The sequence below is a fragment of the Rhodoferax sp. genome, assembly GCF_030653815.1.
GTDB lineage: Bacteria > Pseudomonadota > Gammaproteobacteria > Burkholderiales > Burkholderiaceae_C > Rhodoferax.
The window spans coordinates 20,621-35,687 of sequence record NZ_JAURYQ010000015.1 but is presented as its reverse complement, the minus strand read 5'-3'; the positions used below and the strand labels follow the sequence as shown (position 1 = coordinate 35,687).

Sequence of the window (15,067 nt, the reverse complement as noted above, 5' to 3'; positions counted from 1 at the left end):
GAAGATGGCTAAAACTGGAGTGAATTGTCTTCGACAAATCCGGATTTTAGGCAGCACAATGAACATAATAGAACGGTCGTTCTATTAATGACCGAGGAATAAGCATGGCATACAGCATTGACCTTTCGGGCCGGGTGGCCCTGATCACCGGCGCTTCGGGTGGTTTGGGGGCGCAGTTCGCCCGCACCCTGGCCGGCGCTGGCGCCGCTGTGGTACTGGCCAGCCGGCGTATTGAACGGCTCAAGGAGTTGCGCGCGCAGATCGAGGCTGAGGGTGGTGACGCCCATGTGATCGAGCTTGATGTGACCGACCAGGCCTCTATCAGGTCCGCCGTGGCGCACGCCGAGACCGAGGTCGGCTCGATCGATATCCTGGTCAACAACTCGGGCGTCAGCACCACCCAGCGCCTGGTGGATGTGGGCCAGGACGATTTTGATTTCGTGTTTGACACCAATGTCAAGGGCGCATTTTTTGTGGCGCAGGAGGTCGGCAAGCGCATGCTGGCGCGCGCACAAGGGTCGGCCCCAGGCAGCTTCACTGGTGGCCGCATCGTCAATGTGGCCAGCATGGCGGGCCTCAAGGTCTTGCCCAAAATTGGCGTCTATTGCATGAGCAAGGCGGCGGTGATCCAGATGACCAAAGCCATGGCTGGGGAGTGGGGCCGCTTTGGCATCAACGTCAATGCGATCTGCCCAGGCTACATCGACACCGAGATCAACCACGCCCACTGGCAGACCGAGTCGGGTCAAAAACTGGTTCAGATGCTGCCGCGCAAACGCATTGGCCAGCCGCAGGACCTGGACGCGCTGCTGGTGATGCTGTGCTCCGACCAAAGCCATTTCATCAATGGCGCCGTAATTTCGGCTGATGATGGCTTTGCGGTGTAGCGCTGCATGCTGACCGGACTACTGGCCGGCTTGGCTGCAGGTGCTTTATGGGGCATGGTGTTCGTGGTGCCACGCATGACGCCGGGTTTGAGCTCGGTCGACCTGACCGCCGGGCGCTTTCTCAGCTACGGCGGCATGGCGGCATTGGCCATGCTGGTCACTTGGCGGCGCCACACCTGGCCCACAATGCGCCAGGCGGCAAGCGCTTTAGGCATGAGCCTGCTGGGTGCCACCGGTTACTACCTGCTGCTGGCGCAAAGCATTGTCTATGCGGGTACCGAGGTGCCCACGCTCATCATTGGCACCATCCCGATCTGGGTCATGCTGCTGGGCAAGCCAGCAGGCCTCAAGTGGGCGGGTTTGTTGCCAGGCTTGCTGCTGACCCTGTGCGGGCTGGCGCTGATGATGCAGTCGACACTGGACAACGCGGTGCAACTGCCTGCCCGTGGCGGCCAGTTCTGGTGGGGTGTGCTGTTGGCGCTGGGGGCCATGCTGTGCTGGACGGCTTTTGCCTTGTTGAATGCGGCCTGGCTCAAACGCCACCCGGAGGTGAGCGCGACCGAATGGGCCAACTGGATTGGCGTGGCCACCGGGGTGGGGGCCTTTTTGCTCTGGCTGCTGCTGGGTTCTGATCTCGGGACGCTGTCGACCCTTGACAATCAGGCCATGATCGCCGTGGCGTGTGTCGCCACCGGTATCGGTTCGGGCTGGGCTGCCAGTATTTTGTGGAACATGGCCAGTCGACGTTTGAGTGTGAGTTTGTGCGGTCAGTTGATTGTGAGTGAAACCTTGTTTGCCCTGTTTTATTCTTTTGTCTGGGATGGTGTCTGGCCTGCCGCAACGCAAGCCTGGGCTGCCGTGTTGTTCACGCTGGGCATTTTGGCCTCGATCCGGGCGCATCGCTGATGGCTTGGCAAGCTTTTACGCCTGCCCGCGGCGGTTTGCGGCGCTGGTTGCAGGCCTCGGGTTCGCTCAGTGCGCGGCTGGCGGCCACTGGTCAGCATTTCAGCGTGCAGGTGCTGGCGCAGGGGCGCCAGCCGCTGACACTGGACGAGTCATGTGCCTTGGGCCTGGGCGGGCGGCGTATCGGTTACGCGCGTGAGGTTGTGTTGCGTGTGGATGGCCAGGCCATGGTGTTTGCCCGCAGTGTCACCTCGCACGCTGATTCAGTCGGGGCCTGGCGCTCGGTGCGCGGTTTGGGCAGTCGCCCACTGGCCGATGTGCTGTTCAAACGAGCGGGCATTTCGCGTGCGCCGCTGGCCTACAGCCAGCTCAAGCGCCAAAGCCCATTACAGCGCCATGTGGCCAGTTCCTGGCAAACGGCGACCGGTGTCGTCCTGGCTCACCCGGCTCTGCCTGCGCGTCGTTCGGTTTTCACCCGCCATGGCGCCACCTTGCTGGTGATGGAGGTGTTTGCCGTCCCAGCTGGCCACTGGCGTTGGCCGCAAGCTGCGCCCCGGAAGATTTTCAAGCAAAGGACTTAAGCCATGAAATACGACATTCCAGAACAAAAAAAGCTGGTGTTCGAGGTGGTGATCCCGATCCGCTGGGGCGACATGGACGCCATGGGCCATGTCAACAACACCACCTACTTCCGTTATCTGGAAACCTGCCGCATCGACTGGATGCGTGCCGCGGGCTGCATGCCCAATCCGCTTGGAGAAGGGCCGGTCATTGTGAATGCCTTCTGCAATTTTTACAAGCAGCTGGAATACCCTGGCAACGTGTTGGTCAAGATGTACGCCAGTGACCCGGCCCGCACCACCTTCGAGACCTGGGCCACCATGGAAATGGCCGACCAGCCCGGCGTGATTTACGCGGCAGGCGGTGCCACCACCATCTGGGTGGACTTTCCGAAACAAAAGGCCATTGACCTGCCCGACCGGATTCGCGCCATCGTGTCCTGACGCAAGCCACCAGCCGGCTGGATTCTCTTAACTGGAAAAATGCCCTGAGGCGATCAGGTGATCGACTTCCCGCTCGGCCATGGCCCAGTCATCAAGGGGGTTGCCGGGGGCGAAACCGCGTCGTTGTGCCACATAAAAAGCAGCCACTTCAATGTAGTTGTGGCGCTGCTCGGGCGTCACGGCAGGTCGTGCGGCCACGGGTGCAACGCTGGCCTTGGCGGGCGCTGCTTTTTTCGCTGGGCTTTTTTTGACCGCCGCAGGTGCTGCCTCGACCGCGGCGGTGACTGGCGTTTTCACCGCAACCGCTTTTTTGGCAGGCGCCTTGGACTTGGGTGCAGCATCAGCTGCGGGGGAGCTTGTCTTTTTTGCGGTAACCATGGGTTTCTCCTTGAGTTGAAAACGTGTGACGACCATCGACTTTGCGGGTGATCAGGCGGCTGCTGTCGGTGTCCCTCCCGGTATTACTGGCCCGACATCAGTTTGTGAACCAGGTCACCGGTATTGGATGCCTTGTATTTTCGCATCAGTCGGGCCCGGTAGATTTCCACGGTGCGGTGGCTGATGGCCAGCGTCTTGCCGATCTCTTTGCTGGTCAGACCCGCCATTAAAAAAGTGGCCACTTCGCGCTCGCGCGGTGTGAGTTCGGCTTTAACCGCACGGCTGGCGCTCAAGTCTTCAAAGGTCCAGATGCCAGCCTCATGCGGTGCTGCCTGATTCAGGGCCCGGCCGGTGACGTGGCACCAGAAAGTTTCGCCCTTGAAGCGGCCATCTACCCGTTTCATGATGCGGTCATCGGCGTAGGTGCCGTTGCGGTTGAGCAGCGGCGCGATGCGCTGGCCGGTGCGCTCGAATTCAAGCGCGCTGGGGTAGAGCACCTGGAACGACTGGCCAATCAGCTGGTCGGGCGCGGCACCGAACATGTCGCACAGGTGGCGGTTGCAGTCCACCATGATGCGGTTGCGCGACAGCGCCAGGCCAACAGGTGCCATCTCAAAAGCCAGCCGGTAATCAATGTCCATTGCGGGTCAGACCTTACGGAAAACTACGTATCAAAATAAGTAGTATCGTAGTGTCACTGTTTTTATCCACGGAGAATTCAAAGTGAACAAAATTTACCCTTCCGCAGCGGCCGCGTTGCAAGGCATTGTCAGGGACGGCCAGTTGCTGGCCGTCGGTGGCTTCGGCTTGTGCGGCATCCCCGAGGCCTTGATTGACGCCCTGCGCGACACCGGCGCCAGTGACCTGACCGTGATCTCCAACAATGCCGGTGTCGACGGTTTTGGCTTGGGCAAGTTGCTGGAAACCCGCCAGATCAGCAAGATGATCTCCAGCTATGTGGGCGAGAACAAGGAGTTTGAACGCCAGTACCTGGCCGGTGAACTGCAGCTGGAGTTCACACCCCAGGGCACGCTGGCCGAGAAACTGCGTGCCGGTGGCGCTGGTATTCCGGCGTTTTACGTGCGCACGGGGGTGGGCACGCTGGTGGCCGAGGGCAAGGAGAACCGGGTGTTCGACGGTCATGTTTACATTCTGGAGCACGCCCTGGTGCCCGATGTGTCGCTGGTGAAAGCCTGGAAGGCCGACAAGAGCGGCAACCTGCTGTTCAGGCGCACTGCGCGCAACTTCAACCCGGCGGTGGCCATGGCCGGCAAGATCACCGTGGTCGAAGTCGAAGAAATTGTCGAAACCGGCACGTTTGATCCGGACAGCGTGCATTTGCCCGGTATCTACGTGAACCGCATTGTGCTTAATGCCACACCCGAGAAGCGTATTGAAAAGCGCACCATCACCGAAAAATCTAACAAAGCAGGAGTTTGATCATGGCTTGGACACACGACGAAATGGCCGCTTTGGCCGCCCAGGAATTGCAGGACGGTTTCTATGTGAACCTGGGCATCGGCCTGCCCACGCTGGTGGCCAATTTTGTTCCACCCGACATCGAGGTCTGGCTGCAAAGTGAAAACGGCATGTTGGGCATTGGCCCGTTTCCCACTGAAGATGAGGTGGACGCCGACCTGATCAACGCTGGCAAGCAAACCGTCACCACCATTGCCGGCTCCAGCATCTTCGGCAGCCATGACAGCTTCGCCATGATTCGCGGCGGCAAGATCAACCTGAGCATTCTGGGCGCCATGCAGGTGAGCGAAACCGGCGATCTGGCCAACTGGATGATTCCGGGCAAGATGGTCAAGGGCATGGGCGGCGCCATGGACCTGGTGGGCGGCGTGAAAAGTGTGGTGGTACTGATGGAACACGTGGCCAAAAAGAAGGATGGCACGATTGACCTGAAGATTTTGCCAAAGTGCACGCTGCCCTTGACCGGTGTTGGTGTGGTCGACCGCATCATCACCGACCTGGCCGTGATGGACATCACGCCGCATGGTCTCAAGGTGGTGCAGCGCGCCCCGGGCGTGACGATGGAGGAGTTGGCCGCCAAAACCGGCGTGGCGCTGCACTGAGTGCAATCCGGGTTCCCATTGATCGTCAGATTCGGCTGCGCGCCACCTGGCGCAGCAGCCAGGTGAGCCCCAGCGCCGCAATCGTCAGCCCCAGCACCAGTGCAATCCAGAAACCCTGGGCTGCCATGGGCTGTGCCGGTGCCCAAGGTGCCCAGGCTGGCGCCAGCCCCAGCACGTAGCCCAGCGGCAAGGAAAAAACCCAGAACGCCGTCAGGTGAATCGCCATGGGTGCGCGCGTGACCTTGTAGCCGCGAATGGCGCAACTGGCGACCACCTGGGTAGAGTCTGAGAGCTGAAAAACGGCCGCCAGCAGCAGCAACTGCGCGGTGAGCGCAATCACTGCCGCGTCGCTGGTGTAGGCGCTGGCGATTTGCCGGCTGAAGAGTGCCATCAGCGTGGCCGACACCACTGCAAAGCCCAGCCCCACGGCCACGCCGACCCAGGCCTGGTAACGCGCCAGCACTGGTTCGCCTGCCCCCAGCGACTGGCCCACCCGTGTCAGCAACGCCAACCCCAGACTCAGCGGCACCATGAACACCAGCGAGGTGAAATTGAGCGCTATCTGGTGCGCCGCCATCTGGGTACTGCCAAACACGGCAATCAGCAGGGCAATCAGACTGAAGGCACTGGCTTCGGCAAAGTAGGTCACGCCAATCGGCAGCCCGAGCTTGAGCAGGGTTTTGATTTGCGGCCAGTGTGGTCCCTCAAAGTGTTCAAACGGCCAGCTGGCGCGGTAAACAGGCGAGCGCTGCATCCACCACAGCAGGGCCAGCAGATTGAAGGCCACCGAGATCAGGGTGGCCCAGGCACAACCCAGTCCGCCCAGGCGCGGAAAACCGAGGGTGCCAAAGACCAGCAGGCTGTTGACGACGATGTTGAGTCCGAGCGACAGCAAGGCAATCACCATCAGCGGCTTGGTCTGGTTGATGCTGGTGCTGTAGCCATAAAGTGCGCGGTAGCAGGCAAACAGCGGCATGGCAACACTGGTGATGCGCACAAAACCCATCGCCAGTTCATGCACATAGGGTTCCAGCGTCATGTGGTCAAACAGCAGGGCGGCCAGGTTGGCCAGGCCCATGGCCACCAAGCCCACAAACAGGCCCTTCCACAGGGCTTGCCGCACCGCATGGGGCACCTGCGTCAGATCCTGCGCCCCCACATGGTGGGCCACCACCGGGTTGATGGCCATCATCACACCCATCATGCTGATGATGAGCATGTTCCAGATCGACACGCCGAGTGACACGCCTGCCAGGTCTTGCGCCGAGGCATGACCCGCCATGGCGACCTCGACCACCGCCATGCCGACATAGGCCAGTTGCCCCACCAGAATCGGCCAGGCCAGGTGCCAGAGACCGCGCAGCTCGGCGTCAAGGCGGCTGCGCTGTGCCGGGTGGTCTATCAGTTGTTTAAAGGGGCTGAACAAAATGGCTGAGGTTCATGAATGAGGGACGGATGCGCTGGCTGCATCAACGTCCGCGCAGGAACAGGGCATCAAGCTCGCGCAGGCTGATTTGCCGCCAGGTGGGGCGGCCGTGGTTGCATTGGTCGCTGCGTTCGGTGGACTCCATCTGGCGCAGCAGTGCGTTCATTTCTTCCAGCGTCAAATGCCGGTTGGCGCGCACCGCGCCGTGGCAGGCCATGGTGCCGAGCAGCTCGTTGTGGGCGCGTTGCACCACGCTGCTGGCCTCATGCTGGGCCAGCTCGGTCAGCACGCTGCGTGCCAGCTCGACGGCATCGCCTTGCGCCAGCGTGATCGGTACGGCGCGCACCGCCAGCGTCTTGCCGGAAAACGGCGTGATGTCGAGGCCCAGCAGGTGCAGTGTGGCGGTATGGGATTCGGCGGTGGCCACTTCCAACGGCGTGGCGGCAAAGGTGGCGGGAATCAACAGTGGCTGGCTGGGCAGACAGGACCCGTCCTGGGCCTGGGACCACTGCGCCTTGAGTCGTTCGTAGACGATGCGCTCGTGCGCCGCATGCATGTCGACAAGGACCAGGCCCTGGGCGTTTTCAGCCAGGATGTAAATGCCCTTGAGCTGCGCCAGCGCCCGACCCAACGGCCAGTCGCCGGCAGGCAGGGGTGCTGGCGCTTGGTTGGGGGCTGCAGCCACGCTTTGCGTTGGCTGGCTGGCTGTCGCAGGGGCAGGGATCCACGGCGCGCCCAGGTCGCTCACCCGATGACCCACCGGGGCGTCAAACCGCATGGGCGCCTGGGTGTAGGAAAACGAGGTCAGTGGGCGGTCGGACGGGTCGGTTACGGCTGCTGATGGCGCTTCAGGGTTTGCCTGGTCAGGCCCCGCTGCCGAATTGTCCGGCGTCATTGCGCCGCTCGGCATGGTTTGTCCGACGCGTGGTGCGGCGAGCGCACTTTCAACCGCGTGGCGAACCGCCTGGTGCACCTCGCGGCTGTCGCGAAAACGCACCTCGATCTTGGTCGGGTGAACGTTGACATCGACCCGGGTCGGGTCTATTTCGATGTAGAGCGCGTAAACCGGTTGGCGCTGGCCGTGCAACACGTCCTCATAGGCGCTGCGGGCAGCGTGGGTGATGACCTTGTCACGCACAAAGCGGCCATTGACGTAACAAAACTGCTGGTCGGCGCGCGCCCGTGCCGCGTCTGGCAGGCCAACCCGGCCCCAGACCTTGATGACGGGCGCGTAATCCGGGCGGCCGGGTGCGGTACGCGTGGAGAAGTCGACCCACACCGAACGCTCGACAAAGTCGCTACCCAGCACATCGGCCAGGCGCTGCTCCAGCGCCGGCAGGCTACCCAAATCGCCACAGCGGCGCCATTGTTCGACCAGTTTGCCCTCGTGCCAGATGGCAAACCCGACGTCGGGCCGCGCCAGCGCGTGACGGCGCACCGCCTCGACGCAATGCGCCAACTCGGTCGCATCGGTCTTGAGGAACTTGCGTCGTGCGGGAGTACTGAAAAACAGTTCCTTGACCTCGACCGTGGTGCCGGTGCTGCGCGCCACCGGCGTGATCTCGCCGGTCTGGCCTTCGAGCAGGTAGGCGTGTGCCTGGCCGCTCACGCGCGACAGCAGGGCGCAATCGGCAATGGCATTGATGGCGGCCAGCGCCTCGCCGCGAAAACCCATGGTGCCGACCGATTCCAGGTCGGCCAGGCTGCCAATCTTGCTGGTGGCGTGGCGCTTGAGCGCGATCGGCAGCTCTTCGGGCAGGATACCCGCGCCGTCGTCTTCCACGCTGATCAGGCGCACGCCACCGGCCAGCAGCCGCACGGTGATCTGGCTGGCCCCGGCATCGAGCGCGTTGTCCACCAGCTCGCGCACCACCGAGGCGGGCCGCTCCACGACTTCGCCGGCGGCAATCTGGCTGATCAGGGTGTCTGGGAGTTCCCGGATGGGCCGCCGGGATGGGTTTGAAAGGGGTGTTGGATCAAAGTTCACCCGGGCATTTTAGGTGCCCGGGTGGCTGGGAAATCGCCCTGTTTTTCCAGACTTAAATGTCAAATCAGACCATAAGCCTCCGCCAGCAGGTAGCCGATCACACAAGAAGTCCCCACGCCAATCAAGCCCGGAAGGATGAAGCTGTGGTTGATCACATACTTGCCGATGCGGGTGGTGCCCGAGCGGTCGAACTGGATGGCAGCCAGGTCGCTGGGGTAGGTGGGCAAAATATAGTAGCCGTAGGAGGCGGCGGCAAACGCCACAACATAGCCGGGTGGCACGCCTATGGCCAGCCCCACTGGCACCATCGCAGTCACGGCGGCCGCTTGCGAATTCACCAGTTTGGACACCAGCAGCAGCGCAATGGCGTATGTCCAGGGCTGCGTTTTGACCAGATCGGTCAGCGCAGCTTTCATTTCTGGCAAGTGCGCTTCAAACACCGTGTCGGCCATCCAGGCGATACCAAACACCGCCACCACGGCAATCATACCGGCGCGAAACACTTCGGTCTTGCCGATGGTGGCGGGGTCGGTTTTTGTGAAAATGATCATCAATGCACCTGCCAGCAGCATGAACATCTGGATGGTGAGCACCATCGACATGGGCTTGCCGTCAAAGCTTGGGCGCAGGCTGGGGTAGGCACCGAGGAAGGCCACCACCACAATGGCACCCAGAAAAATCCACATGGCGGTCCATTGGTCTTTGGAGAGGATCTTGTTCATCAGTGTGGCGCTTTCGCCGTAGATCATCTTGCGTTGTTCGGGATCGGCAATGCGCGCCTGAAACTCGGGGTCCTTGTCAAGGTCCTTGCCGCGGAACCAGCTGAAAATGCCAATCATCAGCACGCCGGCCAGCGTGGAAGGGATGGTGATGGAGAGCACCTGTACAAAGTCGATCACATGGCCATCCACCGGCGCTTTGGCCAAAAAGGCCACCAAGGCCACCACGGCCACCGACACCGGGCTGGCCAGAATGCCCATCTGGCTGGAGATGGATGAAGCTGCCATGGGGCGCTCGGGGCGGATGTTATTTTTGATGGCCACGTCGTAGATGATGGGTAGCATGGTGTACACCACATGGCCGGTACCGCACAGCATGGTCAGCACGCAAGTGGTAAACGGTGCCAGGATCGACACATATTTGGGGTTGCGGCGCAGCAGCTTTTCAGCACCCTTGAGCATCACATCCAGCCCACCCGAGGCCTGCAGCGTGGCAGAGGCGGCCACCACGGCAATGATGGTCAGCATCACATCGACGGGTGGCTTGCCGGGCTTGAGCTCAAACACAAACACCATGATGACAAGGCCGATGCCGCCGAGCAGGCCCAGCGCCACGCCACCTTTTCTGGCGCCGTAGAACAGGCAGACCAGAATCACAATCAGTTGCAGAAATATGTCCACATGCATCTCCTTCAAAGAAGGCCCTACTTTAATAAGAATTAGGGTAAACCCTTTCTTTCGATCTGCGCTTCACTTGATTTAAATCAATCAAACATTGTTTTTTGTAATAAATCGTTCATTATTCAGAATCGGTTGGGGTGCTTTCCGGTGTTCACTGAGCGTGTGCGCTGGCCGCGGATAATGCCGACTTATGGAAATCATCTCTTTTCTTATTGACTTCATCCTCCACGTCGACAAACACCTGGAGGCCTTCGTGCAAAGCTACGGTGGATGGGTCTACGCGTTGCTGTTTTTGATCATCTTTGTCGAGACTGGCGTGGTGGTGATGCCGTTTTTGCCGGGTGATTCGCTGCTTTTTGTGGTGGGCGCCATGTGTGGCGTCGGGCTCATGAGTTATCCGTTGTCGGTGGGTCTGCTGTTTGCGGCAGCGGTGCTGGGCAACCAGTGCAACTACACGATCGGACATTACTTCGGGCCCAAGGTGTTTGGCTGGGAAGACTCACGCTGGTTCAACAAGAAGGCGTTCAATCAGGCCCACGCGTTTTATGAAAAGTACGGTGGTATCACCATCGTGGCGGCACGCTTCATGCCGTTTTTGCGCACTTTTGCACCTTTCGTCGCGGGTGTGGCCCAAATGACGCGCAGCCGCTTCACGTTTTTTGATGTGTTGGGGGGCGCGCTCTGGGTGGGCGGCATCATCACCGTGGGCTATTTCTTTGGCAACATGCCGTGGGTCAAGTTGCACCTCGACAAAATTATCTGGGCAATGATCCTGGTGCCCGGCCTGGTGGTGCTTTATGGGGCCTGGAAGGGGCACAAGAAGGCGGCTTGATTTGAGTTCGGGAGCTTTTAAAATGGTGCAAATAAATCTTTCGGTTCAGGTGGCCACGGCTGGCGAGGCCCTGATTGATTTCATTGCCAATGCCGATGGGCGGTTCGAGCCCTGTCTGGGCGGCGCGGTCTACAACTTGGCACGCGCCCTTGCGCGCCAGGGTGTGCCGACGCTCTATCTGAATCCCCTTTCGCGCGACCGTTTTGGTCGCAGACTGGCCCAAGGTCTGTTGGACGACGGGGTTTGCCTGGCCGTGCCGGAAGCTGTGCAGGCGGTCACTTCGCTGGCCGTGGTGAATGTCAATGCGCAGGGCCATCCCGACTATGCGTTTTACCGCGAAGGTGTGGCCGACCGTGCCACTTCGGCGGCGGAGCTGACACAAGTTTGTGCACCGCTGGACAGCTTGTCACTGGTTTGCACCGGCGCGCTGGCCTTGTCACCCGATGATGCCGATATCTACCTGCCCTGGCTGGCAGCCCAGCGCCAGGCTGGCCGTACCGTGGTGATCGATGCCAACCTGCGCCCCTCCGTCATGCCCGACCTGGTGGTCTATCGCCGCCACGTGCTGACTGCACTGCACTACGCCGACGTCATCAAGGCCAGCGACGAAGACCTGGTTTGCCTGGAACTGCCGGGTGGCGACGCGCTGACCCAGGCAAGACATTTGCTGCAAAACACACGCGCCAGTGTCATGGCGCTAACTCTGGGCGGCGAGGGCGCGGTGCTGCTGACACGGCACGGCCAGGTGTTTGCTTCACGCGAGCTGGAGCCGATTGCGGTGGTGGACACGGTGGGGGCGGGCGACTGTTTTCTGGCGGGTTTGGTGGTGGCCATGCTGGCGCACCAGCTGCCCGCTGATTGGGGCGGTGGGGCTGTGTCCCACGAGGTCGCCCGGGAACTTCTCACCAGTGCCATCGCTAGCGCCAGCCTGTGCGTGATGCGCCGCGGCTGCGTGCCACCGACGCGGGCCGAGGTGTTGGCGCGGCTGGCACAGCGACCCTATGCGTTCAGCACGTTAACCAGCGATGGCCATGCAGCTGCTGCCGGATAAGGTGCCTTGAATTCAGGCACGCGAGCTTGTGAATGACAAGCCGGTTCTGAATCAACTGGTCCGATTACGAGCCAGCGGCGGGTTTCTGGCGAAATAGCCCTCAATGCCGCGCATCAAGGCATCAGCCAACTGGTCCAGGTAAGCGGGGCTGTTGAGCTTGGCTTCTTCGTCGGGGTTGCTGATAAACGCTGCTTCCACCAGCACACTGGGAATATCGGGCGCCTTGAGCACGGCAAAGCCGGCCTGTTCGACGCGCGGTTTGTGCAGTTTGCCGACCCGGGCAATTTCCTTGAGCATGGCGCCGCCCAACTGCAGGCTGTCCTTGATCTGGGCGGCGGTGCTCATGTCGAGCAGGGCGCGCTTGACCTGGGCGTCCTTGGCGCGCACGTTGAGTCCGCCCACCATGTCGGCCTTGTTTTCCTTGGCCGCCATCCAGCGCGCGGCGCTGCTGGAGGCGCCGTCCTGACTCAGGGCAAAGACGCTGGCGCCCTGGGGCCTGGGCGTAAAAAAAGCATCGGCATGCAGGCTGATGAACAAGTCGGCCTGCACCCGCCGTGCCTTGTCAACGCGGATGTGCAAGGGCACAAAAAAGTCGGCGTCACGGGTCAAGAAGGCCCGCATCGGGTTGCCGTTGCTCGATGCCGCGTTGATGCGGTCACGCAGGCGGTGGGCCAGGCGCAACACCACGTCCTTTTCATAAGTTCCTGCCGGGCCAATGGCGCCGGGGTCTTCACCCCCGTGGCCCGGGTCGAGCGCAATGATGATGAGCCGGTCGGTGGCGGCAGGGGTGGGGGCGCTCATGCTTTGCGGCGGAAGCCGACTGACTTGCTTCGGTGGCACGGCCACCTCTGGCGCGCGTGCTTGCGCTGTTTGCGCGATCAAGTCGCCCAGCGGGTCGGCTGCAGGCGCTGGTGCGACCCGTACGCTGGCGCTCTCCTTGAGACGCTCGGCAATCAGGGTTTCCAGCGGGTCCGCCACCTGGGTCGGATACAGATCGAATACCAGCCGGTGCTGGTAGGCTGCGACGGGTGTCAGGCTGAACACCTGTGGCGCAATGGCTTGCTTGAGGTCCAGCACCAGCCGCACCACGCCGGGACCGAACTGGCCGACGCGAATGCCCGAAATGTTGGGGTCATTGGCACTGACTTTGGCCACCAGCTCCTTGAGCGCCGGGTTCAGGTCAATGCCCTTCACATCGACCGCGAGTCGCGGCGGATTGGGAATAAAAATCTGGCTGAAACTCAATGAGGCGTCGGATTCGATCGTGACACGCGAATAGTCCGGCGCTGGCCACACCCGAACCGCCACAATGCTGGCGCCGCGGGCCAGGTGCTGGGCGCCCAGCAACAGCACCAAGGTGCCCGACTGCAATAGCTGGCGTCGTTTCATGGACCCACGGTGTTCAGGCAGGTGGGTCCCAGGCCGTTCAGCAGCTTGGCACCCAATTTGGTTTGTGCCGTCAGGCGCAACTGGCGCGCTGCGTCGTCCTGCACGTCAAGCTGCAAGGCCAGGTCAGCCAGCGGCACGCATCCGGCGGCTTTTTCCGGCCATTCGGCAATTTTGAGGCCCGGGCTGGCAAAGATGTCGCGAAAGCCGGCATCCTGCCATTCGCGCGGGTCGCTGAAGCGGTAAAAATCAAAGTGCCAAATGGTGAGGTCGGGCAATTCATAGGGTTCCACCACGGCGTAGGTGGGGCTTTTGATGCGCCCCTGCACCCCCAGGGCACGCAGCAGATGGCGCACCAGCGTGGTTTTGCCCGCGCCCAAGTCACCCCGCAATTCAATGTAGGCCAGGCGCACGTCAGGCAGCGCCGCCAGCGCGCCGGCAAAGCGCTCGGTCGCCGCTTCGTCACACAGAAGCAGGGTTTTTACAATAGGCAGGTGATCAACACCATGCAGCAACTCAACAGCAGTCAATGGGTCTCCAGAATTCAGGAATGGGGCCGAGCATTGGGATTTTCACAAATTGGTGTGGCAGATGTTGATTTGTCCGCCGCAGAACCCGGATTATCCGCATGGCTGGCCGCCGGGTTTCATGGCGACATGCATTACATGGCGGCCCACGGCCTCAAGCGTGCCCGCCCGGCCGAGCTGGTGCCGGGCACCGTGCGTGTCATCACCGCGCGCATGGACTATTTGCCTGCTGACACCCCCGAGGGCTGGCAGGCGCTGGAGTTGGACCGGCTGAAGCACCCGGCAGAAGCCATCATCTCGGTCTATGCCCGTGGCCGGGACTACCACAAGGTCATGCGCAACCGTCTGCAAAAATTGAGCGATCAGATCGCCGCCGCACTGGGTCCGCTGGGTTACCGGGTGTTCACCGATTCGGCCCCGGTATTGGAAGCTGAATTGGCCAGTCTGAGCGGTCTGGGCTGGCGCGGCAAACACACCTTGCTGCTGAGTCGTGAGGCCGGCTCGACATTTTTTCTGGGCGAGATTTTTGTCGACATGGCCCTGCCCGTAACCGACCCTGTTGCCGGACATTGCGGCAGTTGCAGCGCCTGCATCGATATTTGTCCGACCCAGGCCATCGTCGCCCCGTACCGGCTCGATGCCCGACGCTGTATTTCCTACCTGACGATCGAACACGCCGGGCCGATCCCGCTGGAACTGCGCCCCTTGTTGGGCAATCGCATTTACGGTTGTGACGATTGCCAGTTGATTTGCCCCTGGAACAAGTTTGCCCAGCGCAGTGCCTTGCCCGACTTTGATGCCCGTGCCGGGCTGGCGGGCAGCCAACTCATTGAGCTGTTTGGCTGGAGCGAGGAAGCGTTTTTGCGTTTCACCGAAGGCAGTCCGATTCGGCGCATCGGCCATGAACGCTGGTTGCGCAATATTGCCGTGGCATTGGGGAATGCGCTTTGTGTGGCTGATGCCGAGTCAGCGGTGTCGTTGATGGCTGCACTCGCGACCCGGGCTGAGCATCCGAGCGCCTTGGTTCGCGAACACGTGGTGTGGGCGTTGGCGCAAAAAAATTAACTGCAGGTTCGCTTTACCCGCGCAGTGGCTGGCTTTGGCGGCTTCCTCATACTGGAGTACCAGAAATCGTCAGCCCCCAAAGCCAGCCACTGCGCTGGTGGCAGTGAAGTGACTCTGGACGGTTCACTGTGGTCACGCTC

At 61.4% G+C, this 15,067-nt stretch carries 16 protein-coding genes; 9 read left to right on the top strand and 7 right to left on the bottom strand.

The window, feature by feature from the left end; genetic code table 11:
* Positions 1 to 104: 104 nt before the first annotated feature.
* From Q7U49_RS05090 to Q7U49_RS05075, 4 genes are read left to right on the top strand one after another with little or no spacing between them, the layout of a single operon-like run.
* The gene (locus Q7U49_RS05090) at positions 105 to 887 is read left to right on the top strand and encodes an SDR family oxidoreductase (RefSeq protein ID WP_304762774.1); all 783 of its coding nucleotides are present in this window, start codon (positions 105 to 107) and stop codon (positions 885 to 887) included.
* 6 nt (positions 888 to 893) lie between these two features.
* Positions 894 to 1,793, top strand: a complete 900-nt coding sequence (locus Q7U49_RS05085) for a DMT family transporter (protein WP_304762773.1) — start codon at positions 894 to 896, stop codon at positions 1,791 to 1,793.
* Complete coding sequence (locus Q7U49_RS05080; protein WP_304762771.1) at positions 1,793 to 2,371, top strand: chorismate lyase; 579 nt, start codon at positions 1,793 to 1,795, stop codon at positions 2,369 to 2,371. Before Q7U49_RS05085 ends, Q7U49_RS05080 begins: the two co-directional genes overlap by 1 nt.
* A gap of 3 nt (positions 2,372 to 2,374) precedes the next feature.
* Complete coding sequence (locus Q7U49_RS05075; protein WP_304762769.1) at positions 2,375 to 2,794, top strand: thioesterase family protein; 420 nt, start codon at positions 2,375 to 2,377, stop codon at positions 2,792 to 2,794.
* 27 nt (positions 2,795 to 2,821) lie between these two features.
* On the opposite strand, the gene Q7U49_RS05070 is transcribed toward Q7U49_RS05075, so the two are convergent.
* The gene (locus Q7U49_RS05070) at positions 2,822 to 3,172 is read right to left on the bottom strand and encodes a DUF2934 domain-containing protein (protein ID WP_304762767.1); all 351 of its coding nucleotides are present in this window, start codon (positions 3,170 to 3,172) and stop codon (positions 2,822 to 2,824) included.
* 83 nt (positions 3,173 to 3,255) lie between these two features.
* Positions 3,256 to 3,813 (bottom strand): PAS and helix-turn-helix domain-containing protein, encoded by a 558-nt coding sequence (locus Q7U49_RS05065; RefSeq protein ID WP_304762765.1) that lies wholly within the window; start codon positions 3,811 to 3,813, stop codon positions 3,256 to 3,258.
* An 82-nt stretch (positions 3,814 to 3,895) separates the two neighbouring features.
* Here Q7U49_RS05065 and Q7U49_RS05060 point away from each other — a divergent pair, with 82 nt between their 5' ends.
* Positions 3,896 to 4,612, top strand: a complete 717-nt coding sequence (locus Q7U49_RS05060) for a CoA transferase subunit A (protein ID WP_304762764.1) — start codon at positions 3,896 to 3,898, stop codon at positions 4,610 to 4,612.
* A 2-nt stretch (positions 4,613 to 4,614) separates the two neighbouring features.
* A complete protein-coding gene (locus Q7U49_RS05055; protein ID WP_304762762.1) occupies positions 4,615 to 5,253 on the top strand; it encodes a 3-oxoacid CoA-transferase subunit B in 639 nt (212 codons plus the stop codon).
* A gap of 25 nt (positions 5,254 to 5,278) precedes the next feature.
* On the opposite strand, the gene Q7U49_RS05050 is transcribed toward Q7U49_RS05055, so the two are convergent.
* From Q7U49_RS05050 to Q7U49_RS05040, 3 genes are read right to left on the bottom strand one after another with little or no spacing between them, the layout of a single operon-like run.
* Positions 5,279 to 6,679 (bottom strand): MATE family efflux transporter, encoded by a 1,401-nt coding sequence (locus Q7U49_RS05050; RefSeq protein WP_304762760.1) that lies wholly within the window; start codon positions 6,677 to 6,679, stop codon positions 5,279 to 5,281.
* A 43-nt stretch (positions 6,680 to 6,722) separates the two neighbouring features.
* Positions 6,723 to 8,666, bottom strand: coding sequence for a DNA mismatch repair endonuclease MutL (mutL, locus tag Q7U49_RS05045; RefSeq protein WP_304762758.1), 1,944 nt, complete (start codon positions 8,664 to 8,666; stop codon positions 6,723 to 6,725).
* A gap of 59 nt (positions 8,667 to 8,725) precedes the next feature.
* A complete protein-coding gene (locus Q7U49_RS05040) occupies positions 8,726 to 10,072 on the bottom strand; it encodes an anaerobic C4-dicarboxylate transporter (RefSeq protein WP_304762757.1) in 1,347 nt (448 codons plus the stop codon).
* Positions 10,073 to 10,256: 184 nt separating this feature from the next.
* On the opposite strand from Q7U49_RS05040, the gene Q7U49_RS05035 reads away from it, so the two are divergent.
* The gene (locus tag Q7U49_RS05035) at positions 10,257 to 10,898 is read left to right on the top strand and encodes a VTT domain-containing protein (RefSeq protein ID WP_304762755.1); all 642 of its coding nucleotides are present in this window, start codon (positions 10,257 to 10,259) and stop codon (positions 10,896 to 10,898) included.
* Between the two features lie 22 nt (positions 10,899 to 10,920).
* On the top strand, positions 10,921 to 11,949 hold the full coding sequence (locus Q7U49_RS05030; RefSeq protein ID WP_304762753.1) for a PfkB family carbohydrate kinase: 1,029 nt from the start codon (positions 10,921 to 10,923) through the stop codon (positions 11,947 to 11,949).
* A 51-nt stretch (positions 11,950 to 12,000) separates the two neighbouring features.
* Here Q7U49_RS05030 and Q7U49_RS05025 read toward each other — a convergent pair whose 3' ends face one another.
* Together Q7U49_RS05025 and tsaE are read right to left on the bottom strand one after the other, a co-directional pair.
* A complete protein-coding gene (locus Q7U49_RS05025) occupies positions 12,001 to 13,338 on the bottom strand; it encodes an N-acetylmuramoyl-L-alanine amidase (protein WP_304762751.1) in 1,338 nt (445 codons plus the stop codon).
* The gene (gene tsaE, locus Q7U49_RS05020) at positions 13,335 to 13,850 is read right to left on the bottom strand and encodes a tRNA (adenosine(37)-N6)-threonylcarbamoyltransferase complex ATPase subunit type 1 TsaE (RefSeq protein WP_370653966.1); all 516 of its coding nucleotides are present in this window, start codon (positions 13,848 to 13,850) and stop codon (positions 13,335 to 13,337) included. The genes Q7U49_RS05025 and tsaE overlap by 4 nt, the downstream gene beginning before the upstream one ends.
* On the opposite strand from tsaE, the gene queG reads away from it, so the two are divergent.
* Entirely contained in the window at positions 13,842 to 14,927 is a 1,086-nt protein-coding gene (queG, locus tag Q7U49_RS05015) for a tRNA epoxyqueuosine(34) reductase QueG (protein WP_304762748.1), read from the top strand. The two genes, tsaE and queG, sit on opposite strands and share 9 nt — an antisense overlap.
* Positions 14,928 to 15,067 lie beyond the last annotated feature (140 nt).

Bases quoted from the DNA above. Each gene is read 5' to 3' on its own strand.
- Q7U49_RS05085 (WP_304762773.1), top strand. From the start codon at position 894: ATGCTGACCGGACTACTGGCCGGCTTGGCTGCAGGTGCTTTATGGGGC.
- queG (WP_304762748.1), top strand. From the start codon at position 13,842: ATGCAGCAACTCAACAGCAGTCAATGGGTCTCCAGAATTCAGGAATGG.
- Q7U49_RS05090 (WP_304762774.1), top strand. From the start codon at position 105: ATGGCATACAGCATTGACCTTTCGGGCCGGGTGGCCCTGATCACCGGC.
- Q7U49_RS05080 (WP_304762771.1), top strand. From the start codon at position 1,793: ATGGCTTGGCAAGCTTTTACGCCTGCCCGCGGCGGTTTGCGGCGCTGG.
- Q7U49_RS05065 (WP_304762765.1), bottom strand. From the start codon at position 3,813: ATGGACATTGATTACCGGCTGGCTTTTGAGATGGCACCTGTTGGCCTG.
- Q7U49_RS05030 (WP_304762753.1), top strand. From the start codon at position 10,921: ATGGTGCAAATAAATCTTTCGGTTCAGGTGGCCACGGCTGGCGAGGCC.
- Q7U49_RS05070 (WP_304762767.1), bottom strand. From the start codon at position 3,172: ATGGTTACCGCAAAAAAGACAAGCTCCCCCGCAGCTGATGCTGCACCC.
- Q7U49_RS05055 (WP_304762762.1), top strand. From the start codon at position 4,615: ATGGCTTGGACACACGACGAAATGGCCGCTTTGGCCGCCCAGGAATTG.
- Q7U49_RS05040 (WP_304762757.1), bottom strand. From the start codon at position 10,072: ATGCATGTGGACATATTTCTGCAACTGATTGTGATTCTGGTCTGCCTG.
- Q7U49_RS05075 (WP_304762769.1), top strand. From the start codon at position 2,375: ATGAAATACGACATTCCAGAACAAAAAAAGCTGGTGTTCGAGGTGGTG.
- Q7U49_RS05025 (WP_304762751.1), bottom strand. From the start codon at position 13,338: ATGAAACGACGCCAGCTATTGCAGTCGGGCACCTTGGTGCTGTTGCTG.
- Q7U49_RS05035 (WP_304762755.1), top strand. From the start codon at position 10,257: ATGGAAATCATCTCTTTTCTTATTGACTTCATCCTCCACGTCGACAAA.